This is a genomic window from Cupriavidus basilensis (assembly GCF_000832305.1).
GTDB lineage: Bacteria > Pseudomonadota > Gammaproteobacteria > Burkholderiales > Burkholderiaceae > Cupriavidus > Cupriavidus basilensis_F.
Genome location: NZ_CP010536.1, coordinates 1,020,355 through 1,039,770 on the forward strand (window position 1 = coordinate 1,020,355; position 19,416 = coordinate 1,039,770).

18 protein-coding genes are annotated in these 19,416 nt (G+C 65.2%); 10 read left to right on the forward strand and 8 right to left on the reverse strand.

The genetic code is table 11. From position 1 onward, the window contains the following. Positions 1-2: 2 nt before the first annotated feature. Both RR42_RS04575 and RR42_RS04580 read left to right on the forward strand, forming a co-directional pair. Positions 3-938 carry an electron transfer flavoprotein subunit alpha/FixB family protein gene (locus tag RR42_RS04575; RefSeq protein WP_043344508.1) on the forward strand — a complete coding sequence of 312 codons (936 nt, stop codon included), beginning with the start codon at positions 3-5 and terminating at the stop codon, positions 936-938. A 105-nt stretch (positions 939-1,043) separates the two neighbouring features. Then, a complete protein-coding gene (locus RR42_RS04580; protein WP_043344510.1) occupies positions 1,044-2,828 on the forward strand; it encodes an acyl-CoA dehydrogenase in 1,785 nt (594 codons plus the stop codon). Between the two features lie 74 nt (positions 2,829-2,902). On the opposite strand, the gene RR42_RS04585 is transcribed toward RR42_RS04580, so the two are convergent. Next, complete coding sequence (locus tag RR42_RS04585; RefSeq protein WP_043344512.1) at positions 2,903-4,207, reverse strand: D-amino acid dehydrogenase; 1,305 nt, start codon at positions 4,205-4,207, stop codon at positions 2,903-2,905. A 109-nt stretch (positions 4,208-4,316) separates the two neighbouring features. On the opposite strand from RR42_RS04585, the gene RR42_RS04590 reads away from it, so the two are divergent. Then, positions 4,317-4,820: an Lrp/AsnC ligand binding domain-containing protein gene (locus RR42_RS04590; protein WP_006158394.1), complete on the forward strand. Its 504-nt coding sequence runs from the start codon at positions 4,317-4,319 to the stop codon at positions 4,818-4,820. Positions 4,821-4,845: 25 nt separating this feature from the next. Here RR42_RS04590 and RR42_RS04595 read toward each other — a convergent pair whose 3' ends face one another. The 5 genes from RR42_RS04595 to RR42_RS04615 all read right to left on the reverse strand — a co-directional run bounded on the left by RR42_RS04595 (position 4,846) and on the right by RR42_RS04615 (position 9,432). Continuing rightward, entirely contained in the window at positions 4,846-5,928 is a 1,083-nt protein-coding gene (locus RR42_RS04595; RefSeq protein WP_043344514.1) for a PA0069 family radical SAM protein, read from the reverse strand. A gap of 71 nt (positions 5,929-5,999) precedes the next feature. Then, entirely contained in the window at positions 6,000-6,926 is a 927-nt protein-coding gene (locus RR42_RS04600; RefSeq protein ID WP_043344516.1) for a LysR family transcriptional regulator, read from the reverse strand. Between the two features lie 38 nt (positions 6,927-6,964). Continuing rightward, entirely contained in the window at positions 6,965-7,450 is a 486-nt protein-coding gene (locus RR42_RS04605; RefSeq protein WP_043344517.1) for an NINE protein, read from the reverse strand. A 281-nt stretch (positions 7,451-7,731) separates the two neighbouring features. Then, positions 7,732-8,139, reverse strand: coding sequence for a hypothetical protein (locus RR42_RS40925; protein ID WP_043344519.1), 408 nt, complete (start codon positions 8,137-8,139; stop codon positions 7,732-7,734). A 159-nt stretch (positions 8,140-8,298) separates the two neighbouring features. Next, positions 8,299-9,432: a PQQ-dependent sugar dehydrogenase gene (locus RR42_RS04615; protein ID WP_043344521.1), complete on the reverse strand. Its 1,134-nt coding sequence runs from the start codon at positions 9,430-9,432 to the stop codon at positions 8,299-8,301. Positions 9,433-9,577: 145 nt separating this feature from the next. Between RR42_RS04615 and rpsP the strand changes: the two genes are divergently transcribed. The 5 genes from rpsP to RR42_RS04640 all read left to right on the forward strand — a co-directional run bounded on the left by rpsP (position 9,578) and on the right by RR42_RS04640 (position 12,775). Further along, positions 9,578-9,832: a 30S ribosomal protein S16 gene (rpsP, locus tag RR42_RS04620; RefSeq protein ID WP_043344523.1), complete on the forward strand. Its 255-nt coding sequence runs from the start codon at positions 9,578-9,580 to the stop codon at positions 9,830-9,832. A gap of 160 nt (positions 9,833-9,992) precedes the next feature. Then, positions 9,993-10,580 (forward strand): ribosome maturation factor RimM, encoded by a 588-nt coding sequence (gene rimM, locus RR42_RS04625; RefSeq protein ID WP_236702030.1) that lies wholly within the window; start codon positions 9,993-9,995, stop codon positions 10,578-10,580. A gap of 81 nt (positions 10,581-10,661) precedes the next feature. Then, positions 10,662-11,468 carry a tRNA (guanosine(37)-N1)-methyltransferase TrmD gene (gene trmD, locus RR42_RS04630; RefSeq protein WP_043344527.1) on the forward strand — a complete coding sequence of 269 codons (807 nt, stop codon included), beginning with the start codon at positions 10,662-10,664 and terminating at the stop codon, positions 11,466-11,468. Between the two features lie 75 nt (positions 11,469-11,543). Beyond that, positions 11,544-11,951, forward strand: a complete 408-nt coding sequence (gene rplS / locus RR42_RS04635) for a 50S ribosomal protein L19 (RefSeq protein WP_043344529.1) — start codon at positions 11,544-11,546, stop codon at positions 11,949-11,951. 143 nt (positions 11,952-12,094) lie between these two features. Continuing rightward, positions 12,095-12,775 (forward strand): NUDIX hydrolase, encoded by a 681-nt coding sequence (locus RR42_RS04640; RefSeq protein WP_043344530.1) that lies wholly within the window; start codon positions 12,095-12,097, stop codon positions 12,773-12,775. Between the two features lie 15 nt (positions 12,776-12,790). Here RR42_RS04640 and RR42_RS04645 read toward each other — a convergent pair whose 3' ends face one another. Then, entirely contained in the window at positions 12,791-13,648 is an 858-nt protein-coding gene (locus tag RR42_RS04645; protein ID WP_043344531.1) for a sulfurtransferase, read from the reverse strand. Between the two features lie 182 nt (positions 13,649-13,830). Here RR42_RS04645 and dnaE point away from each other — a divergent pair, with 182 nt between their 5' ends. Both dnaE and RR42_RS04655 read left to right on the forward strand, forming a co-directional pair. Further along, positions 13,831-17,343, forward strand: coding sequence for a DNA polymerase III subunit alpha (gene dnaE, locus RR42_RS04650; RefSeq protein ID WP_043344533.1), 3,513 nt, complete (start codon positions 13,831-13,833; stop codon positions 17,341-17,343). Between the two features lie 98 nt (positions 17,344-17,441). Further along, entirely contained in the window at positions 17,442-18,698 is a 1,257-nt protein-coding gene (locus RR42_RS04655; RefSeq protein ID WP_043344535.1) for a glycosyltransferase, read from the forward strand. Here RR42_RS04655 and RR42_RS04660 read toward each other — a convergent pair. Continuing rightward, complete coding sequence (locus RR42_RS04660; RefSeq protein WP_043344537.1) at positions 18,646-19,413, reverse strand: glycosyltransferase family 2 protein; 768 nt, start codon at positions 19,411-19,413, stop codon at positions 18,646-18,648. The genes RR42_RS04655 and RR42_RS04660 overlap by 53 nt on opposite strands. Positions 19,414-19,416: the final 3 nt, after the last annotated feature.

Sequence of the window (19,416 nt, forward strand, 5' to 3'; positions counted from 1 at the left end):
ACATGACTGCACTCGTCATTGCTGAACACGACAACCAATCCATCAAGGCCGCCACGCTGAACACCGTGACGGCAGCCGCCCAGTGCGGCGGTGATGTCCACGTGCTGGTGGCAGGCGCCAATGCCGCCGCCGCCGCTGCTGCCGCGGCGAAGATCGCCGGCGTGTCCAAGGTGCTGCTGGCCGACGCGCCGCAGTTCGCCGACGGCCTGGCTGAAAACGTGGCCGAGCAAGTGCTGGCCATCGCCAGCGACTACAGCCACATCCTGGCGCCCGCCTCGGCCTACGGCAAGAACATCCTGCCGCGCGTCGCGGCCAAGCTGGACGTAGCCCAGCTGTCGGACATCACCAAGGTCGACAGCCCGGACACGTTCGAGCGCCCGATCTACGCCGGCAACGCGATCTCGATCGTTCAATCGTCGGACAAGGTCAAGGTCATCACCGTGCGCGGTACCGGCTTTGACGCTGCCGCAGCCGACGGTGGCTCGGCCGCCGTGGAAAACCTGCCCGCCGTGGCCGACGCCGGCATCTCGCAATTCGTTTCGCGCGAAGTCACCAAGAGCGACCGCCCCGAGCTGACCGCCGCCAAGATCATCGTGTCCGGTGGCCGTGGCGTGGGTTCCGGCGAGAACTACACCAAGGTGCTGACGCCGCTGGCCGATAAGCTGAACGCCGCGATGGGTGCGTCCCGCGCTGCTGTCGATGCCGGCTTCGTGCCCAACGATTACCAGGTCGGCCAGACCGGCAAGATCGTTGCGCCGCAGCTGTACATCGCCGTCGGCATCTCCGGCGCGATCCAGCATCTGGCCGGCATGAAGGACTCCAAGGTGATCGTCGCGATCAACAAGGATGCCGAAGCCCCGATCTTCTCGGTGGCCGACTACGGCCTGGTTGGCGATCTGAACACCGTCGTGCCCGAACTGGTGGCGGCGCTGGGCTGATCCCCACCGCCCGGCACGGCGTTTGACGCGCCGGGCTCGATCAGTAAGTACTAGCCGTTCCGGGCCTGCCCGAGAACGGCTTTTTTATACACACCGGAGACATCGATGACCTACCGTGCCCCGCTCAAGGACATGCTGTTCGTGATGAACGAACTGGCTGATCTTGATGCAGTCAGCAAGCTTCCCGGCTTCGAGGACGCCACGCCGGAGACGGCGCAGGCGGTGCTCGACGAGGCAGCCAAATTCAACGAACAAGTGGTGGCGCCGCTCAACCGTATCGGCGACACCGATCCCAGCAGCTGGAAGGATGGCGTGGTGACCACCACGCCCGGCTTCAAGGACGCGTTCCGCCAGTTTGGTGAAGGTGGCTGGCAGGGTGTGCTGCATCCGCAGGAATTTGGCGGCCAGGGTTTGCCCAAGTTGATCGCCACCGCCTGCAACGAGATGCTGAACACGGCGAACCTGTCGTTCGCGCTGTGCCCGCTGCTGACAGACGGCGCCATCGAAGCCCTGCTGACCGCGGGCAGCGATGCGCAGAAGGCTACCTTCCTGCCCAAGCTGATCTCCGGCGAATGGACCGGCACCATGAACCTGACCGAGCCGCAGGCCGGTTCGGACCTGGCGGCCGTGCGCACGCGCGCTGAGCCGCAGGGTGACGGTACCTACAAGGTGTTCGGCACCAAGATCTTCATCACCTACGGTGAGCACGACATGGCGCAGAACATCGTCCATCTCGTTCTCGCGCGCACGCCCACGGCACCCGAGGGCGTCAAGGGCATCTCGCTGTTCATCGTGCCCAAGTTCCTGGTGAATGAGGATGGTTCGCTGGGCGCGCGCAATGATGCGCACTGCGTGTCGATCGAGCACAAGCTGGGCATCAAGGCCAGCCCCACAGCCGTGCTGCAGTTCGGCGACCACGGTGGCGCCATCGGCACGCTGGTCGGCGAGGAAAACCGCGGCCTGGAGTACATGTTCATCATGATGAACTCGGCGCGCTTCTCGGTCGGCATGCAAGGCATCGCCGTGTCGGAGCGGGCCTACCAGCAGGCTGTGAATTTTGCCCGCGAGCGCGTGCAAAGCCGGCCGGTCGACGGTTCCGCACGCGAGGCTGTGGCCATCATTCATCACCCAGACGTCAAACGCATGCTGATGACCATGCGCTCGCTGATCGAAGGCGCGCGCGCGGTAGCGTATGTGGCCGCGGCCGCGTGCGACACGGCGCACCAGCATGCCGACGACGCGGTGCGCAAGCAAAGCCAGGCGTTCTACGAGTTCATGGTGCCCATCGTCAAGGGCTGGAGCACCGAGTTGTCGATCGATGTGACCAGCCTCGGTGTGCAGGTGCACGGCGGCATGGGCTTCATCGAGGAGACCGGCGCGGCCCAGCACTATCGTGATGCCCGCATCCTGCCGATCTACGAAGGCACGACCGCGATCCAGGCGAACGACCTCGTCGGCCGCAAGACGCTGCGCGACGGTGGCGCGGTGGCCCGTGCGATCTGCGCGCAGATCGCCGAGACCGAGGCGGCGCTGGGCAAGCATGGTGGCGCGGCATTCACCGCGGTGCAGGCGCAACTGGCCAAGGGGCGCGCCGCGCTGGAGACCGTCGTGGCGTTCGTCGTGGCCAATGCCAAGTCGGACCCGAATGCCGTGTTTGCCGGCAGCGTGCCTTACCTGAAGCTCTGCGGTATCGTGTTTTCGGGCTGGCAGCTTGGCCGCGCGATGCTTGCGGCGGATGCGAAGCGTGGCGAGGATCCGTCCTTCCACGACGCCAAGATCTCGACGGCGCATTTCTTCGCGGAGCACATCCTGTCGCAGGCATCGGGTTTGCGCGATGCCATCGTGGCGGGCGCGGTGCCGGTCAATGCGTTGAGCGAAGCGCAGTTCTGAGGCCTTCCTGGTCCAGGCAAGAAAAAGGCGACCCGCGGGTCGCCTTTTTTACTTCCTCGAAACCGACGCGCGGATCAGGCCGCTGCGTGGCGCGGGGCGGCGTGCGTTCTCGCTGGCTTGAGATAGCGAGCCACCGAGAGGTCGTCCGCGCGGATCGCCGGCGAGGTGCCGGACACCAGGTCCGACAGCAGCTTGCCCGAGCCGCAGGCCATGGTCCAGCCCAGCGTGCCATGGCCGGTATTGAGCCACAGGCCCTTGACCTGCGTGGGGCCGACGATGGGCGTGCCATCCGGCGTCATCGGGCGCAGGCCGGTCCAGAAGCTGGCGCGGCTGACATCGCCCGCGCCCGGGAACAGGTCCGTGACCACATGCTCCAGGGTGCGGCGCTTGGCCGGGTCGAGCGTGCGGTCGTAACCCACGATCTGTGCCATGCCGCCCACGCGGATGCGATCGTCGAAGCGGGTGATCGCCACCTTGAAGGTTTCGTCGAGCACCGTGGAAACGGGGCTGCGATCGGCATTGGTCATCGGCACCGTGAGCGAGAAGCCCTTGAGTGGATACACAGGCAGGTTCGACAGGCCTGGCAGGAAATTCTTCACGAACGGTGTCGACCAGCTGCCCAATGCCACCACGACCAGGTCGGCCATGACAGGCTCGCCGCCCACCATGGCGCCGGTAATGGCATCACCCTTGGTCAGCAGCCCGTCGATGGAGCGGTTGTATTGGAACTGCACGCCCAGGCCTTCGGCCATGGCGGCGAGTTGCCCGGTGAACAGCTGGCAGTCGCCGGTTTCATCGTTGGGTAGCCGCAGGCCGCCGGTCAGCTTGTGGCTGACGGCGGCCAGGGCCGGTTCGCTGGCGGCGAGTTCTTCGCGCGATAGCAACTGGTAGGGCACGCCGGCTTGCTCCAGCACGGCAATGTCCTTGGCGGCACCGTCGAGCTGCTCGGCGGTGCGGAAGAGTTGCAGCGTGCCTTGCTGGCGGCCTTCGTAGGCGATGCCGGTATCGGCGCGCAGGGCGACGATGCAGTCGCGGCTGTACTCGGCCAGGCGCACCATGCGTTCCTTGTTGACCGCATAGCGCTCAGCGCTGCAGTTCATCAGCATCTGCCACATCCATTGCAGCTGGAACAGCGTGCCGTCCGGTTTGATGGACAGCGGTGCGTGCTCCTGGAACATCCACTTGATGGCTTTGAGCGGCACGCCGGGTGCGGCCCAGGGCGACGCATAGCCCGGGGATATCTGGCCGGCGTTGGCAAAACTGGTCCCCAGCGCGGGTGCGGCCTCCCGGTCGATCACGGTGACCTCATGGCCGGCACGGGCCAGGTACCAGGCGCTGGTAACGCCAATTACGCCACTGCCAAGAACGAGAACGCGCATAGTCGGAGGCTCGCAACCAAGAAATAGAATGAATAGAGTATTTACATCTATATTATTTAAATATGAGCAGTCATAGTTATCGTAATTTTCAGGGAAACAGGAATAACTAATGAGAACAAGTCGTCAGCCCGTACGCAGCCTGGACCGGCTGGATCGGAAGATCCTGGCCTTGCTCCAGGCGGACGGGCGTATGTCGATGAAGGAACTGGCGGAAGCGGTCGGCCTGACCATCACGCCATGCATCGAGCGGGTCAAGCGCATGGAGCGTGACGGCGTCATCATGGGCTACTACGCGCGCCTGAATCCTGCGCTGCTCGGCAGTGGCTTGCTGGTGTTTGTCGAGATCTCGCTGGGCAACAAGTCCGGCAATATGTTCGAGCAGTTCCGCCGCGAGGTGTCGCGTATCCCGGAAGTACTGGAGTGCCATCTGGTCTCGGGCGATTTCGACTACCTGATCAAGGCGCGCATCCGCGAGATCGGCGAGTACCGCCGCCTGCTGGGCGACATCCTGCTGCAGTTGCCGGGCGCCGCGCAGTCCAAGAGCTACGTGGTGATGGAAGAGATCAAGGAAACGCTGGCGATCGCCGTTGACGAGAAGGCGCCGCACGCCTGAAGCCGCGCTGCCCTCCACATCCGGCCTAGAACAGCGACATCTGCGGCGCGGCGCTCGCCCGGGAGAAATGTTCGGTGGTGAGGGGATGACGCTCAGCATTGAGCCCGAAGCGCTGGCAGGCCAGCTTGAAGCGCTTGCGCAGCAGTTCGGCAAAGATGCCGGTGCCGGTCATGCGTGTGCCGAACCGCGAGTCGTAGGCCCGGCCCCCTCGCATTTGCGCGACCAGGCTTTCGACGTGCCGGGCGCGCAGCGGATGGTAGGTGGCCAGCCACTCCGAGAACAGCTGCTCCACCTCGCGCGGCAGGCGCAGCAGGATATACGCCGCGGTTTTCGCGCCGGCCCTGGCGCCGGCGTCAAGGATGGATTCCATTTCCGGATCGGTCAGGCTCGGAATGACTGGCGCCACCATCACCCCCACCGGGATGCCGGCCTCGCTCAGGGAAGCGATGGCGGCTAGGCGGCGCGCCGGCGCACTTGCGCGGGGCTCCAGCGTGCGGGCGATCTCGCTCTTGAGCGATGTAACCGACATATGGACCCGGACCAGGTTCCTGGCCGCCATGCGCTGCAGGATGTCGATGTCGCGTGTGACCACGCCCGACTTGGTCGTGATGGCCACCGGATGGTTGAATCGCTCCAGCACTTCCAGGATGCCGCGCGTGATCTTGAGGTCCCGCTCGATGGGCTGGTAAGGGTCTGTATTGGCCCCCAGCGCGATCACCGTCGGTACGTAGTTGCGGTGAGCCAGTTCGGCCTCGAGCAAGGCGGCGGCGTTGTCTTTTGCGTACAGGCGGGTCTCGAAGTCGAGGCCCGGCGAAAGCCCCAGATAGGCGTGGCTGGGCCGGGCATAGCAATAGATACAGCCATGCTCGCACCCGCGGTACGGGTTGATGGACGCGTCGAACGGCAGGTCTGGCGACTGGTTGCGCGAGACGATGCGTTTGGCCTTCTCCGTGAAGACAATGGTCTGGATTTGGGGTGTCTCTGGCTCATCGAAGGCTTGGGACTCGTCGGCGACCCGTTCGCGGGTCCAGGCGTCGAACCGGCTGACGTCGTTCGAACGCGCCGCCCGGCCTTTCAGGGGGCTGGAGGAGGGTGGTCGGGTCGGCACGTTGGCGGTCCTGAGGCTACAGTTGGTACTGTATATTTATACAGTGCTTCGCGTAGACAGCCAAGCGGTGTTTACCAAGGGGCGGGAGGCGTGGCCTCGGGGCTATCCCAGTAGGGTGGGGAGCCGAAGCGCGCGGCAAAGAAATCGATAAACGCGTGTGTCTTCGCCGGCACCTGACGGCGGCTGGGGTAGACCGCCCAGATCGACACGGCCGGCAGCACCGGGTAATCGGGGAGCACGCGGACCAGCGCGCCGCTGCGCAGGTAAGCACCAACGTCCCAGGTCGACTTGAGCGCCAGCCCCATGCCGGCCAGGATCGCGTCCCGGATGACTTCGCCGTTGTCCGTGCGCAGGTTGCCGGCGACCGCTACCGCTGTCTTGCCCAGTGCCGTGCCGAACTGCCAGGAGGACTGGTCGCCCAGCACGATGCAATTGTGGTGGCGCAATTCATCAGGATGCCGGGGCGTGCCTTGCGCGGCAAGGTAGCCGGGCGAAGCGCAAACGGCGCGATGGCTCGGGGCCAGGGGGCGTGCCACCAGGGATGAGTCCGGCAACGCACCCATGCGCAATGCGACGTCGACGCCGGCCTCGACCAGGTCGATCACCTGATCGGTCAGGCGCAAGTCCAGCGTCAGGCCTGGGTAGGCGGCGAGGAAGGCTGGGATGGCCGGCGAGACGTGCTGGCGGCCAAAAGAGGCGGGCACCGTGACCCGCAACTGCCCCTGGGGCGCCTGCGCGCCGCGTCCCACCGATTGCGCGGCCTGGCCGGCCGTGTCGAGCAATTGCGCGGCATGTTCGAGGAAGCGCTCGCCTTCGCCGGTCAGGGAGATGCGGCGCGTGGTCCGGTGCAGCAGCCGCGTGCCGAGTTGTTGTTCTAGTTGCGCCAGGCGGCTGCTGGCCGAGGAGGTGGACAGCCCGAGATCGCGCGCCGCGGCCGAGAGATTGCCCAGCGACGCTGCGCGCACGAACACGGCGATGTCCAGCAAGTCGAAGTGCATCGGTGCTGGGCGAGGGGGATTGGCCTGGGACCTGGGGCTTACTGCGACAAGGCGCGCGCGGCTTCGACCTGGGATTCGAAGAATGTCTGGAAACTGATGGCCAGGCCCGCCATCAGCAGGCCGGTGCCGATCAACAGGGACAGGATGACCAGGATCACGACGGGCCAGCCCGAACGGGTCGGCGTGCCATGCGGGTTGAAGCGGGCATCCCATTTGTCGTCGGGGCGCAGGCCATACACGATGGCCGCCAGGAAGGCGCTGATTACTGACGTGCCGCCGGCAATGGCAAAGGTCCAGTTCAGGGCCGGCGAGCCGGCGCCCGTCTGCATCGACATGACGCCGATGACCCCGGCGAGTGCCGCCAGCAGGTGCGCCCAGGCAAATTTATCGCGCAAGCCACCCAGGTAATAGCGATGCAGGCCCACCGTGCCGAACAGGAAGGCCAGTGCGACCGTGACCAGTTTGGATTTGCCCTGAAGCGGCTTGGGGGCAGCGGTGGCTGAAACTCGGGTAGCGGCGGGCATGGGGCAACAGCTAGGTTAGTGGCCGGCAGGGGCGGCCGGCGGGCGCAATTCAGGTGAGTGCCAGCCAGGCTGGCGCCGGCGCTCATTGTACGCTGGCATCAACTGCGGGCGGACACCGCCGGAGCAGGGCAGGAAAATCTGCGGGTCTGGCGATGATGTGCCACGAGAGTTGCTTTCGCGGCACATCGTCGAGGAGGGGCAAGTAGAAAGCGGAGCGTGATTGCCGTGAGCACGGCAATCAGCCAGGGAAGACAGTGAGGAGGCGGGGGGGGGGGGCGTGCCTAGCGGCCGCCGTCTCGGCCGCGCGCTTGCCAGCCCGGGCCCATGCCGGAGCCGCGCTGCTCGCCACGCCCGGTGTCGCCTTGCATATTGCGATCCGACTGCCGGTTGCGTTCATCGTCGCGTTCCTGAGGTGGCAGGGGGCGGCCATTCAGGCGGTCATCGGCGCGCGCGCGGGCTTCCATTCGTTCGATCTGGGCTCGCACATGGTCTTGCCGTTCCGCGCGTACACTCGCCATTTCCCATGTGCCCTGGCCTGGCTGGCCATGTGCATTGCTCACAATCCGGCCTTCGGGCCGGCTATGTTGCCAAAACGCGACCTGTGCATGGCTGACAGCATTGAGGCCGAGCAAGGAAACGGCCAACAGGATGCCAGCCACCGAGTCGCGCAGGAGGGTGCGGGGGAGCATGCGGAATCCCTGTATCCTGTCGCGTGGTGAGGTTGTTCAAGATATGGGTTCATGGTACGCAGGCGTCTTCGGCGCGCCTATGCTAAAGCCGTTACCGGTGTAACGGATTGTTTCGCCACTGTCACGGGAGTCGGGCTGTATCCGGGGCGTGGCAAGGGCTCAGGGTGCGTAGCGGATGCGATAGACCGCGCCCGCCATATCGTCGCTGACCAGCAGCGAACCATCCGGGGCAACCTGGACATCGGCAGGCCGGCCCCAGGGTTTGTCGCCCTGCAGCCAGCCTTGCGCGAACACCTCCTGGCGCACCGCCTGGCCGCGCTCGTTCAGCACCACCCGGACGACGCGGTAGCCGACTGGCTTGGTCCGGTTCCAGCTGCCGTGCTCGGCAATGAAAATGCTGTTGCGGTATTCGGCGGGGAATTGCGTGCCGGTATAAAAGCGCATGCCGAGCGCGGCAACATGCGCGCCCAGCTTTGCGGCCGGCGGCTCGAACTCGGAGCAGGCGCGCTGCTTGCCAAATTCCGGGTCGGCGACGTTGCCGGCGTGACAGTATGGGTAGCCGAAGTGCTGGCCGGCCCGGGTCACGCGGTTGAGCTCATCGTCGGGCACATCGTCCCCCAACATGTCGCGCCCGTTGTCGGTGAACCAGAGTTGGCGGGTGGCCGGGTGCCAGTCAAAGCCTACCGAATTGCGCACCCCCTTGGTCACGACCTGCAAGTCGGTGCCGTCCGGCTTCATCTTCATGATGTTGGCGTAACGGTTTTCGTCGGGCGCGCAGATATTGCAGGGCGCGCCGACCGGCACATACAGATAGCCATCTGGGCCAAAGGCGATAAACTTCCAACCGTGATGCGTCTCGGAGGGAAAGCGATCACTTACCACGACAGGTTTGGGCGGGTTGTCCAGGCGGGCATCGATATCATCCAGCCGGACGATCTGCGAGGTCGAGGAAGCGTACAGCGCGCCGTTGCGGAAGGCTACGCCCACCGGCATGGTCAGGCCGGTGGCGACGACCCTGACCTTTGGGGCGGGCGCCAGCGGGTTGCGGATTGCATATACCCTGCCTTCGCCGCGGGTGCCGATGAAGAGCGTGCCTTCCGGCGACAGGGTCATGCCACGCGCTTCCGGTACCTCCGCGCTCAGCAATTCGATGCGAAAGCCTGGCGGCAGCTGGATCTGATCCAGCGGCAAGGCGGCGTTGGCGTTGGGGCCGAGCCAGGTCGCGGCCACGAACGCCAGGAAAGTGCTGGCGAGCAGGGGGCGGAAGCTGCGAATGTGAGGGTGAAACCGCATGGCGAGCTCTCCTGTCGGGGTTTTCACCACGATGCCTATGGCCGGGTGTCGAGTCAATCGCTCTAAGTGTTTGTTTGGCCTCGGAATTTGGTCTATACTCTTGCGTTTCGTGTTCGAACATCAAGTTTTCTGAGGAATCAAACCCATGGTCGTAATCCGTCTGGCTCGCGGTGGCAGCAAGAAGCGCCCCTTCTTCAATATCGTCGCTGCTGACTCGCGTAATCGTCGCGATGGCCGTTTCATCGAGCGTATTGGTTTCTACAACCCCCTGGCTTCGGCAAGCGAAGAAGGCCTGCGTCTGGTGCAAGACCGCCTGACGTACTGGACCGGCGTTGGCGCCCAGCTGTCGCCGACGGTTGCCCGTCTGGTCAAGCAAAACGCCGCCAAGGCTGCAGCCTGATTGTTGTGACGCGCGTTTCGCGACGCGTGGCAAACGACACGTGACAGAACGCAAGCAAGGCGCCCCGGCGCGGCGGCCACTCAATGTGCCGCTCGAGCCCTCGGCCCGGCGCGAGGCCGGTGAGCAGGAAAAGCCCAGTCTCAAGCGCGGTGCAACCGGGTTGCCGGCTGCGCTGGCGTATACCGACAAGCTGCCGGACGACCTGATCGAGGTCGGTTATATCGGTGCGGCTTATGGGATACGGGGCTGGATCAAGGTCCAGCCGCATGCCGACGATGCAGGCGCACTGTTGCACGCGCGCCGCTGGTGGCTGCTGAAACCGCCGCCGACCGGCCTGGTCGGCGCGGCGGATGCCGTGGCCTCCGAGGCCCTGTGCGTGAAGATCGTGCAGTCCCGCGAGCACAGCGGTACCGTAGTGGCCCAGGCGAGCGGCGTGTCCGAGCGCAACCACTCGGAGGCGCTCAAGGGACGCCGTGTCTGGATTCGTCGCGAGGATTTCCCCGCGCCGGATGAGAACGAATTCTACTGGGTCGATCTGATCGGCTGCGCCGTGTTCAATGAGCAGGGCGAGTCGCTGGGCGAAGTGTCCGGGCTGATCGACAACGGTGCGCACCAGATCCTGCAGGTGGCGCATGCCTTGCCCGATGGCAAGGCGGGTGAGCGCCTGATTCCCTTTGTCGACGCATTCCTGCGCTCGGTCGATATCTCGGCCCGGCGCGTGGTGGTGGACTGGGGCCTGGATTACTGAGCGGCCCGAGCTGCCGAAGGCAAGGGTGCTTGGCCGGCGATAGCCGGTGGGCGAGTGGTGGGCAAGTAAAGGGAGAGGCGGATGCAGTTCGACGTGATCACGCTGTTTCCCGAGATGTTTCGCGCGCTGACCGACTGGGGCATTACCAGCCGGGCGGCAAAGCAGCAGCGCTACACGCTGCGCACCTGGAATCCACGCGACTTCACCAGCGACAACTACCGTACCATCGACGATCGCCCCTACGGCGGCGGCCCTGGCATGGTGATGCTGGCCAAGCCGCTGGAAGATGCCATCGACGCGGCGTGTTCCGCCCAGCAGGCGGCGCAGGCCAAGCCGGAGGGCCAGGAGGCGCCGGTGCGGCCGCACGTGGTGCTGATGTCGCCGCAAGGCGCGCCGCTGACGCACCAAAAGGTGATGTCACTGGCACAGCGTCCCGGCCTGGTGATGCTGTGCGGACGTTACGAAGCGATTGACCAGCGGCTGATCGAGCGTCGGGTCGATGAGGAAATCAGCCTCGGCGATTTCGTGCTGTCCGGTGGCGAGTTGCCCGCCATGGCGGTGATCGACGCGGTGGTCAGGCATTTGCCGGGTGTGTTGGGCGATGCCCAGTCGGCGGTTCAGGACAGCTTCGTCAACGGGCTGCTGGATTGTCCGCACTACACGCGGCCGGAAGAATACGAAGGTGTGCGGGTGCCCGATATCCTGCTCGGGGGCCATCATGCCGAGATCGAGAAGTGGCGGCGCCAGCAGGCGCTGGCAAATACTGCGAAGAAGCGCCCCGATCTGATCGAGGCAGCGCGCAGTCAAGGGTTGCTGAGCCGGGTCGACGAGAAATTCCTGTCGACATGGCTGGCGAAAGAAGGGCGGGAGCTCGCTCCCGCCAAGTGAAACCCCATCCTCTGCCGGGGCCCAGGCCATGCCTGGGGCAGACAACGTCGGCATGATGGACAAGGAGAAGAAACGATGAACATCATCGAGCTGATCGAGAAAGACGAAATCGCGCGACTGACCGCGAACAGGACCATCCCCGCATTCGCACCCGGCGACACCGTGATCGTCAGCGTGAACGTGGTGGAAGGTAACCGCAAGCGCGTCCAGGCTTATGAAGGCGTTGTGATTGCCAAGCGCAATCGTGGCCTGAATTCGTCCTTCATCGTGCGCAAGATTTCGTCGGGTGAAGGCGTGGAACGTACGTTCCAGCTGTACTCGCCGCTGATCGCAGCGATCGAAGTGAAGCGCCGTGGTGACGTCCGCCGCGCCAAGCTGTACTACCTGCGTCAGCGTTCGGGCAAGTCCGCGCGGATCAAGGAAAAGCTGGCATACAAGTCGGCACCGGCCAAGGCTGCTGCCAAGGCTGCTGCTGCTCAGTAAGCCGCCAGTCGCCTCGATCGGCTTGCCGGTCGGGGCTGCGCAAAAAGGGCACCTTCGGGTGCCCTTTTTGCATCTCCGCATGCCAGGTTTGCCGCGTTGCAGCACAAACGGTTTGGCCGGCTTCTGTCATACTCGCAACGATTATGCGTCCTGCCTTTGATCCCGAATCCCTCCCCATCGTCGCCACCGATACCCGGCACCCGCCGCTGGCCGACGTGCGCCTGCGCCCGGAATTCATCCGCCATCGGCTCCAGTCGCCGCCTGCCTGGGACCCCGAGCTGACTGATGAGTCGCGCGCCTATGACCGCAGCCTGAAGCTGCGCGATGCAGCCGTGCTGGTACCGTTGGTGGAGCGTGAGGACGGGCTGACCGTGCTGCTGACCGAGCGCAACGCCAACCTGAGCGCGCACGCCGGGCAAATCAGTTTCCCTGGCGGCCGTCACGAAGCGTTCGATATCGACCGGACGGCGACGGCACTGCGCGAAACCGAGGAAGAGGTGGGGCTGGCGCGCGATTATGTGGAAGTGCTGGGTAGCTTGCCCGATTACATCACCGGCACCGGCTTCCATGTGAGCCCGGTAGTGGGCCTGGTGCGCGACGGATTCACGCTGCGGCCCGATGCGCGCGAGGTTGCCGATGTGTTTGAAGTGCCGCTAGGTTTCCTGATGAACCCATCGCATCACGAGCAGCGCCTGTTCCGCTGGGTGGACGGCGAGCGGCTGTTCTACGCCATGCCGTTCCCGCGCGAGGATGGCGGCCACCGGTTTATCTGGGGTGCCACCGCCGGCATGCTGCGCAACCTCTATCACTTGCTGGCCGCCTGAGGGCCGCCAGTGCGCTCAGGCGGCAGCCGCCGCCGTCCCTGTGCCTTCCCCGATGCAGTGCGGGCAGCTCTTGCCCACCACGTAGTGCGGGCTTTGCTGCTCTTCGGCGGTGACCACGGCACGGCAGGCAAAACACTGCTTGGGGCCAGCCGGCTCCAGGTTGGGGTTCAGCGCGGTGCGGTAGTCGAAGACGAAGCAGTCGCCCTGGTAGTGGCTGCCACCCACTTCCTCGAAATACTTCAGGATGCCCCCCTCCAACTGGTAGACGTGCTCAATGCCGGCTTCCTGCATGTGGATGGCGGCTTTCTCGCAGCGAATGCCGCCGGTGCAGAACGACACGATGGTCTTGCCCGCGAACTCGGCCTTGTGCGCGGCAATGGCCGGCGGGAAATCGCTGAACTTGGCGATGTCGTAATCGACCGCTTGCTCGAACGTGCCGACGGCGACCTCAAAGGCGTTGCGTGTATCCAGCATCACCACCGGGCGGCCGGCATCGTCGTGGCCCTGGTCCAGCCAACGCTTGAGCTCGACCGGCGTCACCGCCGGCGCCCGGCCGGCTTCGGGGCGGATCAGCGGCATCTTCATGGTGATGATTTCCTTCTTCTCACGCACCAGCATGCGCTTGAAAGGCTGGTTTTCCGACAGGCTTTCCTTGGGCTCGATATCGGCAAAGCGCGGGTCGGCATGCAGCCAGCCGAGGAAGCTGTCGATGGCCTCGCGCACGCCGGCCAGGAACAGGTTGATGCCTTCCGGCGCGAGCAGGATCGTGCCCTTGAGCCCGTGTGCTTCGCAGCGCGCGCGCATTTCCGGGCGCAAGACCGGGATATCGTCCAGTGAGACGAACTTGTAAGCGGAGATGTTTACGATCTGCATAGGTGGCGCGCGACGGGACCGCGCCTTGCGAGCGCGCGGTAACTGCCTGATTGGAAAGGCGAAATTATAACGCCTCGCAGGCTTCCTGCCGGGCTTTTCCGAGCGCCTGGCTCAGTCTTGCCATCGGGCACGTCGCGCAAAGAAGGCCGGCGCGGCCATGCCGAGCCGGTACAATTACGGCCATGTCTGCACCTCGCTTCGTTCATCTCCGTCTTCATTCCGAATACTCCGTCGTCGACGGCATCGTGCGCCTGGACGATGCCGTCAAGGCTGCGGCCGCCGATGGCATGGGCGCGCTCGCCCTGACCGACCTGGCCAATGCCTTCGGCCTGATCCGCTTCTACAAGGAAGCGCGCGGCGGCGGCATCAAGCCCGTGGTCGGCGCCGACGTCTGGCTGACCAACGCCGACGATCGCGACAAGCCGACGCGCTTGCTGCTGCTGGTCCGGGACCGGATTGGCTACCTCAATCTCTGCGTGCTGCTGTCGCGCGCGTGGCTTTCCAACCAGTACCGCGGCCGCGCCGAGATCGACCCTGCCTGGTTCGACGAAGCCGGCGAAGAGGGCCAGCCGCTGGCCACCGGCCTGATTGCGCTGTCTGGCGCGATGGGTGGCGACATCGGCATGGCGCTGGCCAATGGCAACGATGCGGCCGCGGCGCAGGCCGCGGCGCATTGGGCAAAGGTGTTCCCGCAGTGCTTCTACATCGAGTTGCAGCGCGCGGGCCTGCCCGGCACCGATGCCTATGTGCAGCAGGCGGTGCAGCTGGCGGCCAGGATGGGCTTGCCAGTGGTGGCGACGCACCCGGTGCAGTTCATGACGCCCGACGATTTCACGGCGCACGAGGCTCGCACCTGCATCGCCGAAGGGGAGTTGCTGGCCAACCCCCGCCGCGTGCGTCGCTTCACCACCGACCAGTATTTCAAGACCCAGGACGAGATGTGCGCGCTGTTCGCCGACATCCCGTCCGCGCTGGAAAACGCGGTGCAGATCGCGCGCCGCTGCAACCTCACGCTGGAACTGGGCAAGCCGCGCCTGCCACTGTTTCCGACGCCCGACGGCATGTCGCTCGACGACTACCTCGTGCACCTGGCCAAGGAAGGCCTGGAAAAGCGCATGGCGGTGCTGTTCCCCGACGAAGCCGTGCGCGAGGCCAAGCGCCCCGAGTACTACGCGAGGCTGGAGTTCGAGACCGGCACCATCATCAAGATGGGCTTCCCCGGCTACTTCCTGATCGTGGCGGACTTTATCAACTGGGCCAAGAACAACGGCGTGCCGGTCGGGCCGGGACGCGGCTCCGGCGCCGGTTCGCTGGTGGCCTATGCGCTCGGCATCACCGATCTGGACCCGCTCAAGTACGCGCTGCTGTTCGAACGGTTCCTGAACCCGGAACGGGTTTCGATGCCCGACTTCGACATCGACTTCTGCCAGCAGGGACGTGATCGCGTGATCACGTACGTGAAGGAGAAGTACGGCCACGCCGCGGTATCGCAGATCGCCACCTTCGGCACCATGGCCGCCAAGGCCGCGGTGCGCGACGTGGGCCGCGTACTCGACCTGGGCTATGGCTTTGTCGACGGCATCGCCAAGCTGATCCCCTTCAAGCCGGGCAAGCTCGTCACCATCGAGGAGGCCAAGAAGGAAGAGCCGCTCCTGACCGAGCGCGAGAAAAACGAAGAGGAAGTGCGCCAGTTGCTGGAGCTCGCCCAGCGCGTGGAAGGCATGACACGTAACGTCGGCATGCACGCCGGCGGCGTGCTGATCGCCCCGGGCAAGCTGACGGACTTCTGCCCGCTCTACACCCAGGGTGCGCAGAACGACGGCATGAGCGGTGTGGTCAGCCAGTACGACAAGGACGACGTGGAAGCCGCCGGCCTGGTCAAGTTCGACTTCTTGGGCCTGACCACGCTGACCATCCTGGACTGGGCCGAGCGCTATATCCGCAGGCTCGATCCGTCCATGGCCGACTGGAACTGCAGCCACATCCCGCTCGACGACAGCAAGGCATTCGACATCCTCAAGACGGCCAACACGGTTGCCGTGTTCCAGCTGGAAAGCCGCGGCATGCAGGGCATGCTGAAGGACGCCAAGCCTGACCGCTTTGAGGACATCATCGCGCTGGTGGCACTCTACCGCCCGGGCCCGATGGACCTGATCCCCAGCTTCTGCGCCCGTAAGCACGGCCGCGAGAAGGTGGAGTACCCGGACCCGCGCGTCGAGCCGGTGCTCAAGGAGACCTACGGCATCATGGTCTACCAGGAGCAGGTGATGCAGATGGCGCAGATCATCGGCGGCTACTCGCTGGGCGGCGCCGACTTGCTGCGCCGCGCCATGGGCAAGAAGAAGGCCGAGGAAATGGCCCAGCACCGCGAGCTGTTCCGCGAGGGTGCGGCCAAGAATGGCCTGACCGCCGAGAAGGCGGACGACACCTTCGACCTGATGGAAAAGTTCGCGGGCTACGGCTTCAACAAATCGCACGCGGCCGCTTACGCATTGCTGGCCTACTACACGGCCTGGCTCAAGGCGCACCACCCGGCCGCGTTCATGGCAGCAAATATGTCGCTCGCCATGGACGACACCGACAAGGTCAAGATCCTCTTTGACGATTGCAAGCTCAACAAGCTCCAGGTGCTGCCGCCTGACGTCAACGCCAGCGAATACCGCTTCGCGCCGACCGATGCCAAGACCATCCGCTACGGCCTTGGCGGCATCAAGGGCTCGGGGCAGGGCGCCATCGAGGACATCCTGCGCGCCCGCGAGGAAAAGCCCTTTGCCGACCTGTTCGATTTCTGCGAGCGCGTCGACCGCCGCCAGGTCAACCGCCGCACCATCGAGGCGCTGATTCGCGCCGGTGCCTTCGACAGCCTGAACGCCAATCGCGGCCAGCTGCTTGCCTCGGTGTCGCGCGCCATGGAAGCCGCCGAGCAGAAGGCCGAGTCGGCCAACCAGGTGTCACTGTTCGACCTGATGGCCGACGCCGGCGAATCGCACCGGCCCGCGCTGGTCGACGAGCCGGCCTGGGCGCCCAAGCGCATGCTGCAGGAAGAAAAGCAGGCGCTGGGCTATTACTTCTCCGGCCACCTGTTCGACGCCTACCGGGACGAAGTCGGCCGCTTCCTCAAGGGCACGCTGGCCGGCCTGGAAAAGGAAGTGCAAGGCAATGGCGGCGGCTATGGCCGCGACGTGCGTGGCAAGGTCATCGCCGGTGTCATCACCGGCATGCGCACCCAGATGACGCAGCGCGGCAAGATGTTGATCGTCTTGCTTGACGACGGTACCGGCCAGGTCGAGATGACGGTGTTCAACGAATTGTTCGACGCCAACCGCCATATGTTCCGCGAGGACGAGATGGTGATCGTGCAAGGCAACGCCCGTCACGATACCTTTACCGGTGGCGTGCGCTTCACCGCCGAATCGGTGATGGACCTGGTGGCGGCGCGTGCCAAGTACGCCGAGGCGGTCGGCCTGGCGTTCAACGGCAATGCCTCCACGGAACTGCTGCGCGAGTTGCTCACGCCCTACCTGGCGAGTGTGGCCAATGCGCCAGGCGTGCCGGTGCGCGTGAGCTACGCCACCACCGGCGCTCGCTGCGAGGCGGAATTGGGGCGGCAGTGGCTGGTCACGCCATCCGACGATGCCCTGGCAAGCTTCCGCGCGGCCCTGTCCGGCGAAAACGTCCGCATGCTCTACGGCTGACCCCGGGCTTGCCGGCGGGGCGGCACCGGCATGGCGCCCCGCCCCGACCGGCATTGCTGCCGTCCATCCCGTCTTTTCATGGATTACACAAGCCCCGCATGGCCAAGCAACGCATCCTCTTTCACCTGACCCACTTCCTGCGCGGCGGCATCGAGACCTCGCTGGTGTCGCTGCTGGCCTCGCTGGATCGAGAGCGCTTCGAGATCGGCCTGACGCTGACCTATCCGACCGAAGCGCTGGAGACGCATTTCCGCGCCATGCTGCCGCCGGACGTCAAGATCCATATCCTCGCGCCGCAGGCCTGGCTCTCGCGCTGCCGGCAATTGAAAAAAGCCGGCAAGCTGGGTCCGTTGGGCAAGATATACGAGGAAGTGTTGTTGCCGCCGCTGCGCAAGCCGCTGGTCAACCGGCGCTTTCGCGGCATCGCGCGGGACTATGACCTGGTGATCGACTACGACATGTCACTGTCGCGGCTGACCGGTCGCCTGCCGGTGCCGATGATCGGCTACCAGCACTTCAGCGTGGCACACCTGGAGCACGAGAATCGCCGTAAGCTGCGCAAGCTGCGACGCCAGTGCCGCGAGCACTATGACCGCATCGTGGTGCTCAACGACAGCATGCTGGCCGACGCGCAGGCGCTGATTCCCGAGGCCGCCGGCAAATTCATCCGCCTGTACAACGCCACCGACCTCGATCGCATCCGCGCGCTCGGCAAGGCGCCGTTCACGCCGCCGGCGCATCCTTACATTGTTTCGGTGGGGCGGCTGGAAGAAAGCCAGAAGGATTTCACCACGCTGCTGCGGGCCTACGCGGCGCTGGTCAGGGGCACGGGCTTGCGCGAGCGGCTGGTGCTGGTGGGCGACGGTGCTTCTCGCGGCCGGCTCGAAGCGCTCGCGCGCGAGCTCGGCATCAGCGAGCGTGTCAGCTTTGCCGGTTTCCAGGCCAATCCCTATGCATGGATCCATCATGCGCGGCTGATGGCGTTCAGCTCCAAGATGGAAGGGCTGCCCAATGTGCTTCTCGAAGGCATGGCGCTGGGCCAGTTGGTGGTGAGCACCGATTGCCCGGTGGGCCCGCGCGAGATCCTGGCCGAAGGCAAGGCCGGCCTGCTGACGCCGGTTGGCGATGTGCCCGCGCTGGCGGAGGCGATCCGCCGCGGGCTCGAGGACGCGCCGCTGCGCGCGCGGCTGCTGGCCTATGCGGCGGTCCACATCGAGCAGATGGGCTTTGGTCCCACCTCGGCGGCCTTCAGCGCTTGCGTCGAGGACATGCTGGGCGCGCCTCAGGCGGGGGCGGCAGCCCCTACAGTGGGGGCGCCTGCTGCTCGCTCTTCTGCTGCAGGTACCATAGCTTGATGTACTTGTAGTAGCTCGCCTGGCCATTCATCAGCGCCACACCGAGCCCCTGCGCGCCGTCCAGGAAACCGCGGCGCAGCAGGTAGGTGCGCAGGAACGCCCAGGCGCCATGCAGCACGGCGCCGGCGGGCGACGCCGTCTTGCCGCGCGCGAAGCCCTGCTGGGCGCCGAGGCTGGAATATTTGTCGATCTTTTGCAGCACCTGCGAGAAATCGTCGTAGGTGTAATGCAGCAATGGCGAATTGAGCCTGCCGACTGGTGCATCGGCTACCACGCGCTCGTGCACGAGATCGTCAGTGAAGCGGGCGTGGCCACGGCGGAACAGCCGTGTGACGTAGTCGGGATACCAGCCGCCGTGGCGGATGAAGCGGCCGCAAAAGCGTGACAGCCTGGGTACCTCGTACGCATTGGACTGGCCGGACGCCACTGCGGCGATAATCTCGTCGCGCAGTTCGGGGGTGACCCGTTCGTCCGCGTCGATGGAGAAGATCCAGTCGCCGTCGGCCTTGGATACCGCCAGGTTTTTCTGGGCGCCGAAGCCAGGCCAGTGCTCGGTTTCGAAGACCTCCGCGCCCAGGCTCCGGGCCAGCTCGACCGTGCCGTCCCGGCTACCTGAATCCACTATAATCGCGCGGTCGCACCAGGACACGCTTTCCAGGCACTCCCGGATGTTGTGTGCCTCGTTTTTTGTAATCAGTACGACTGAGATTTTCATAGA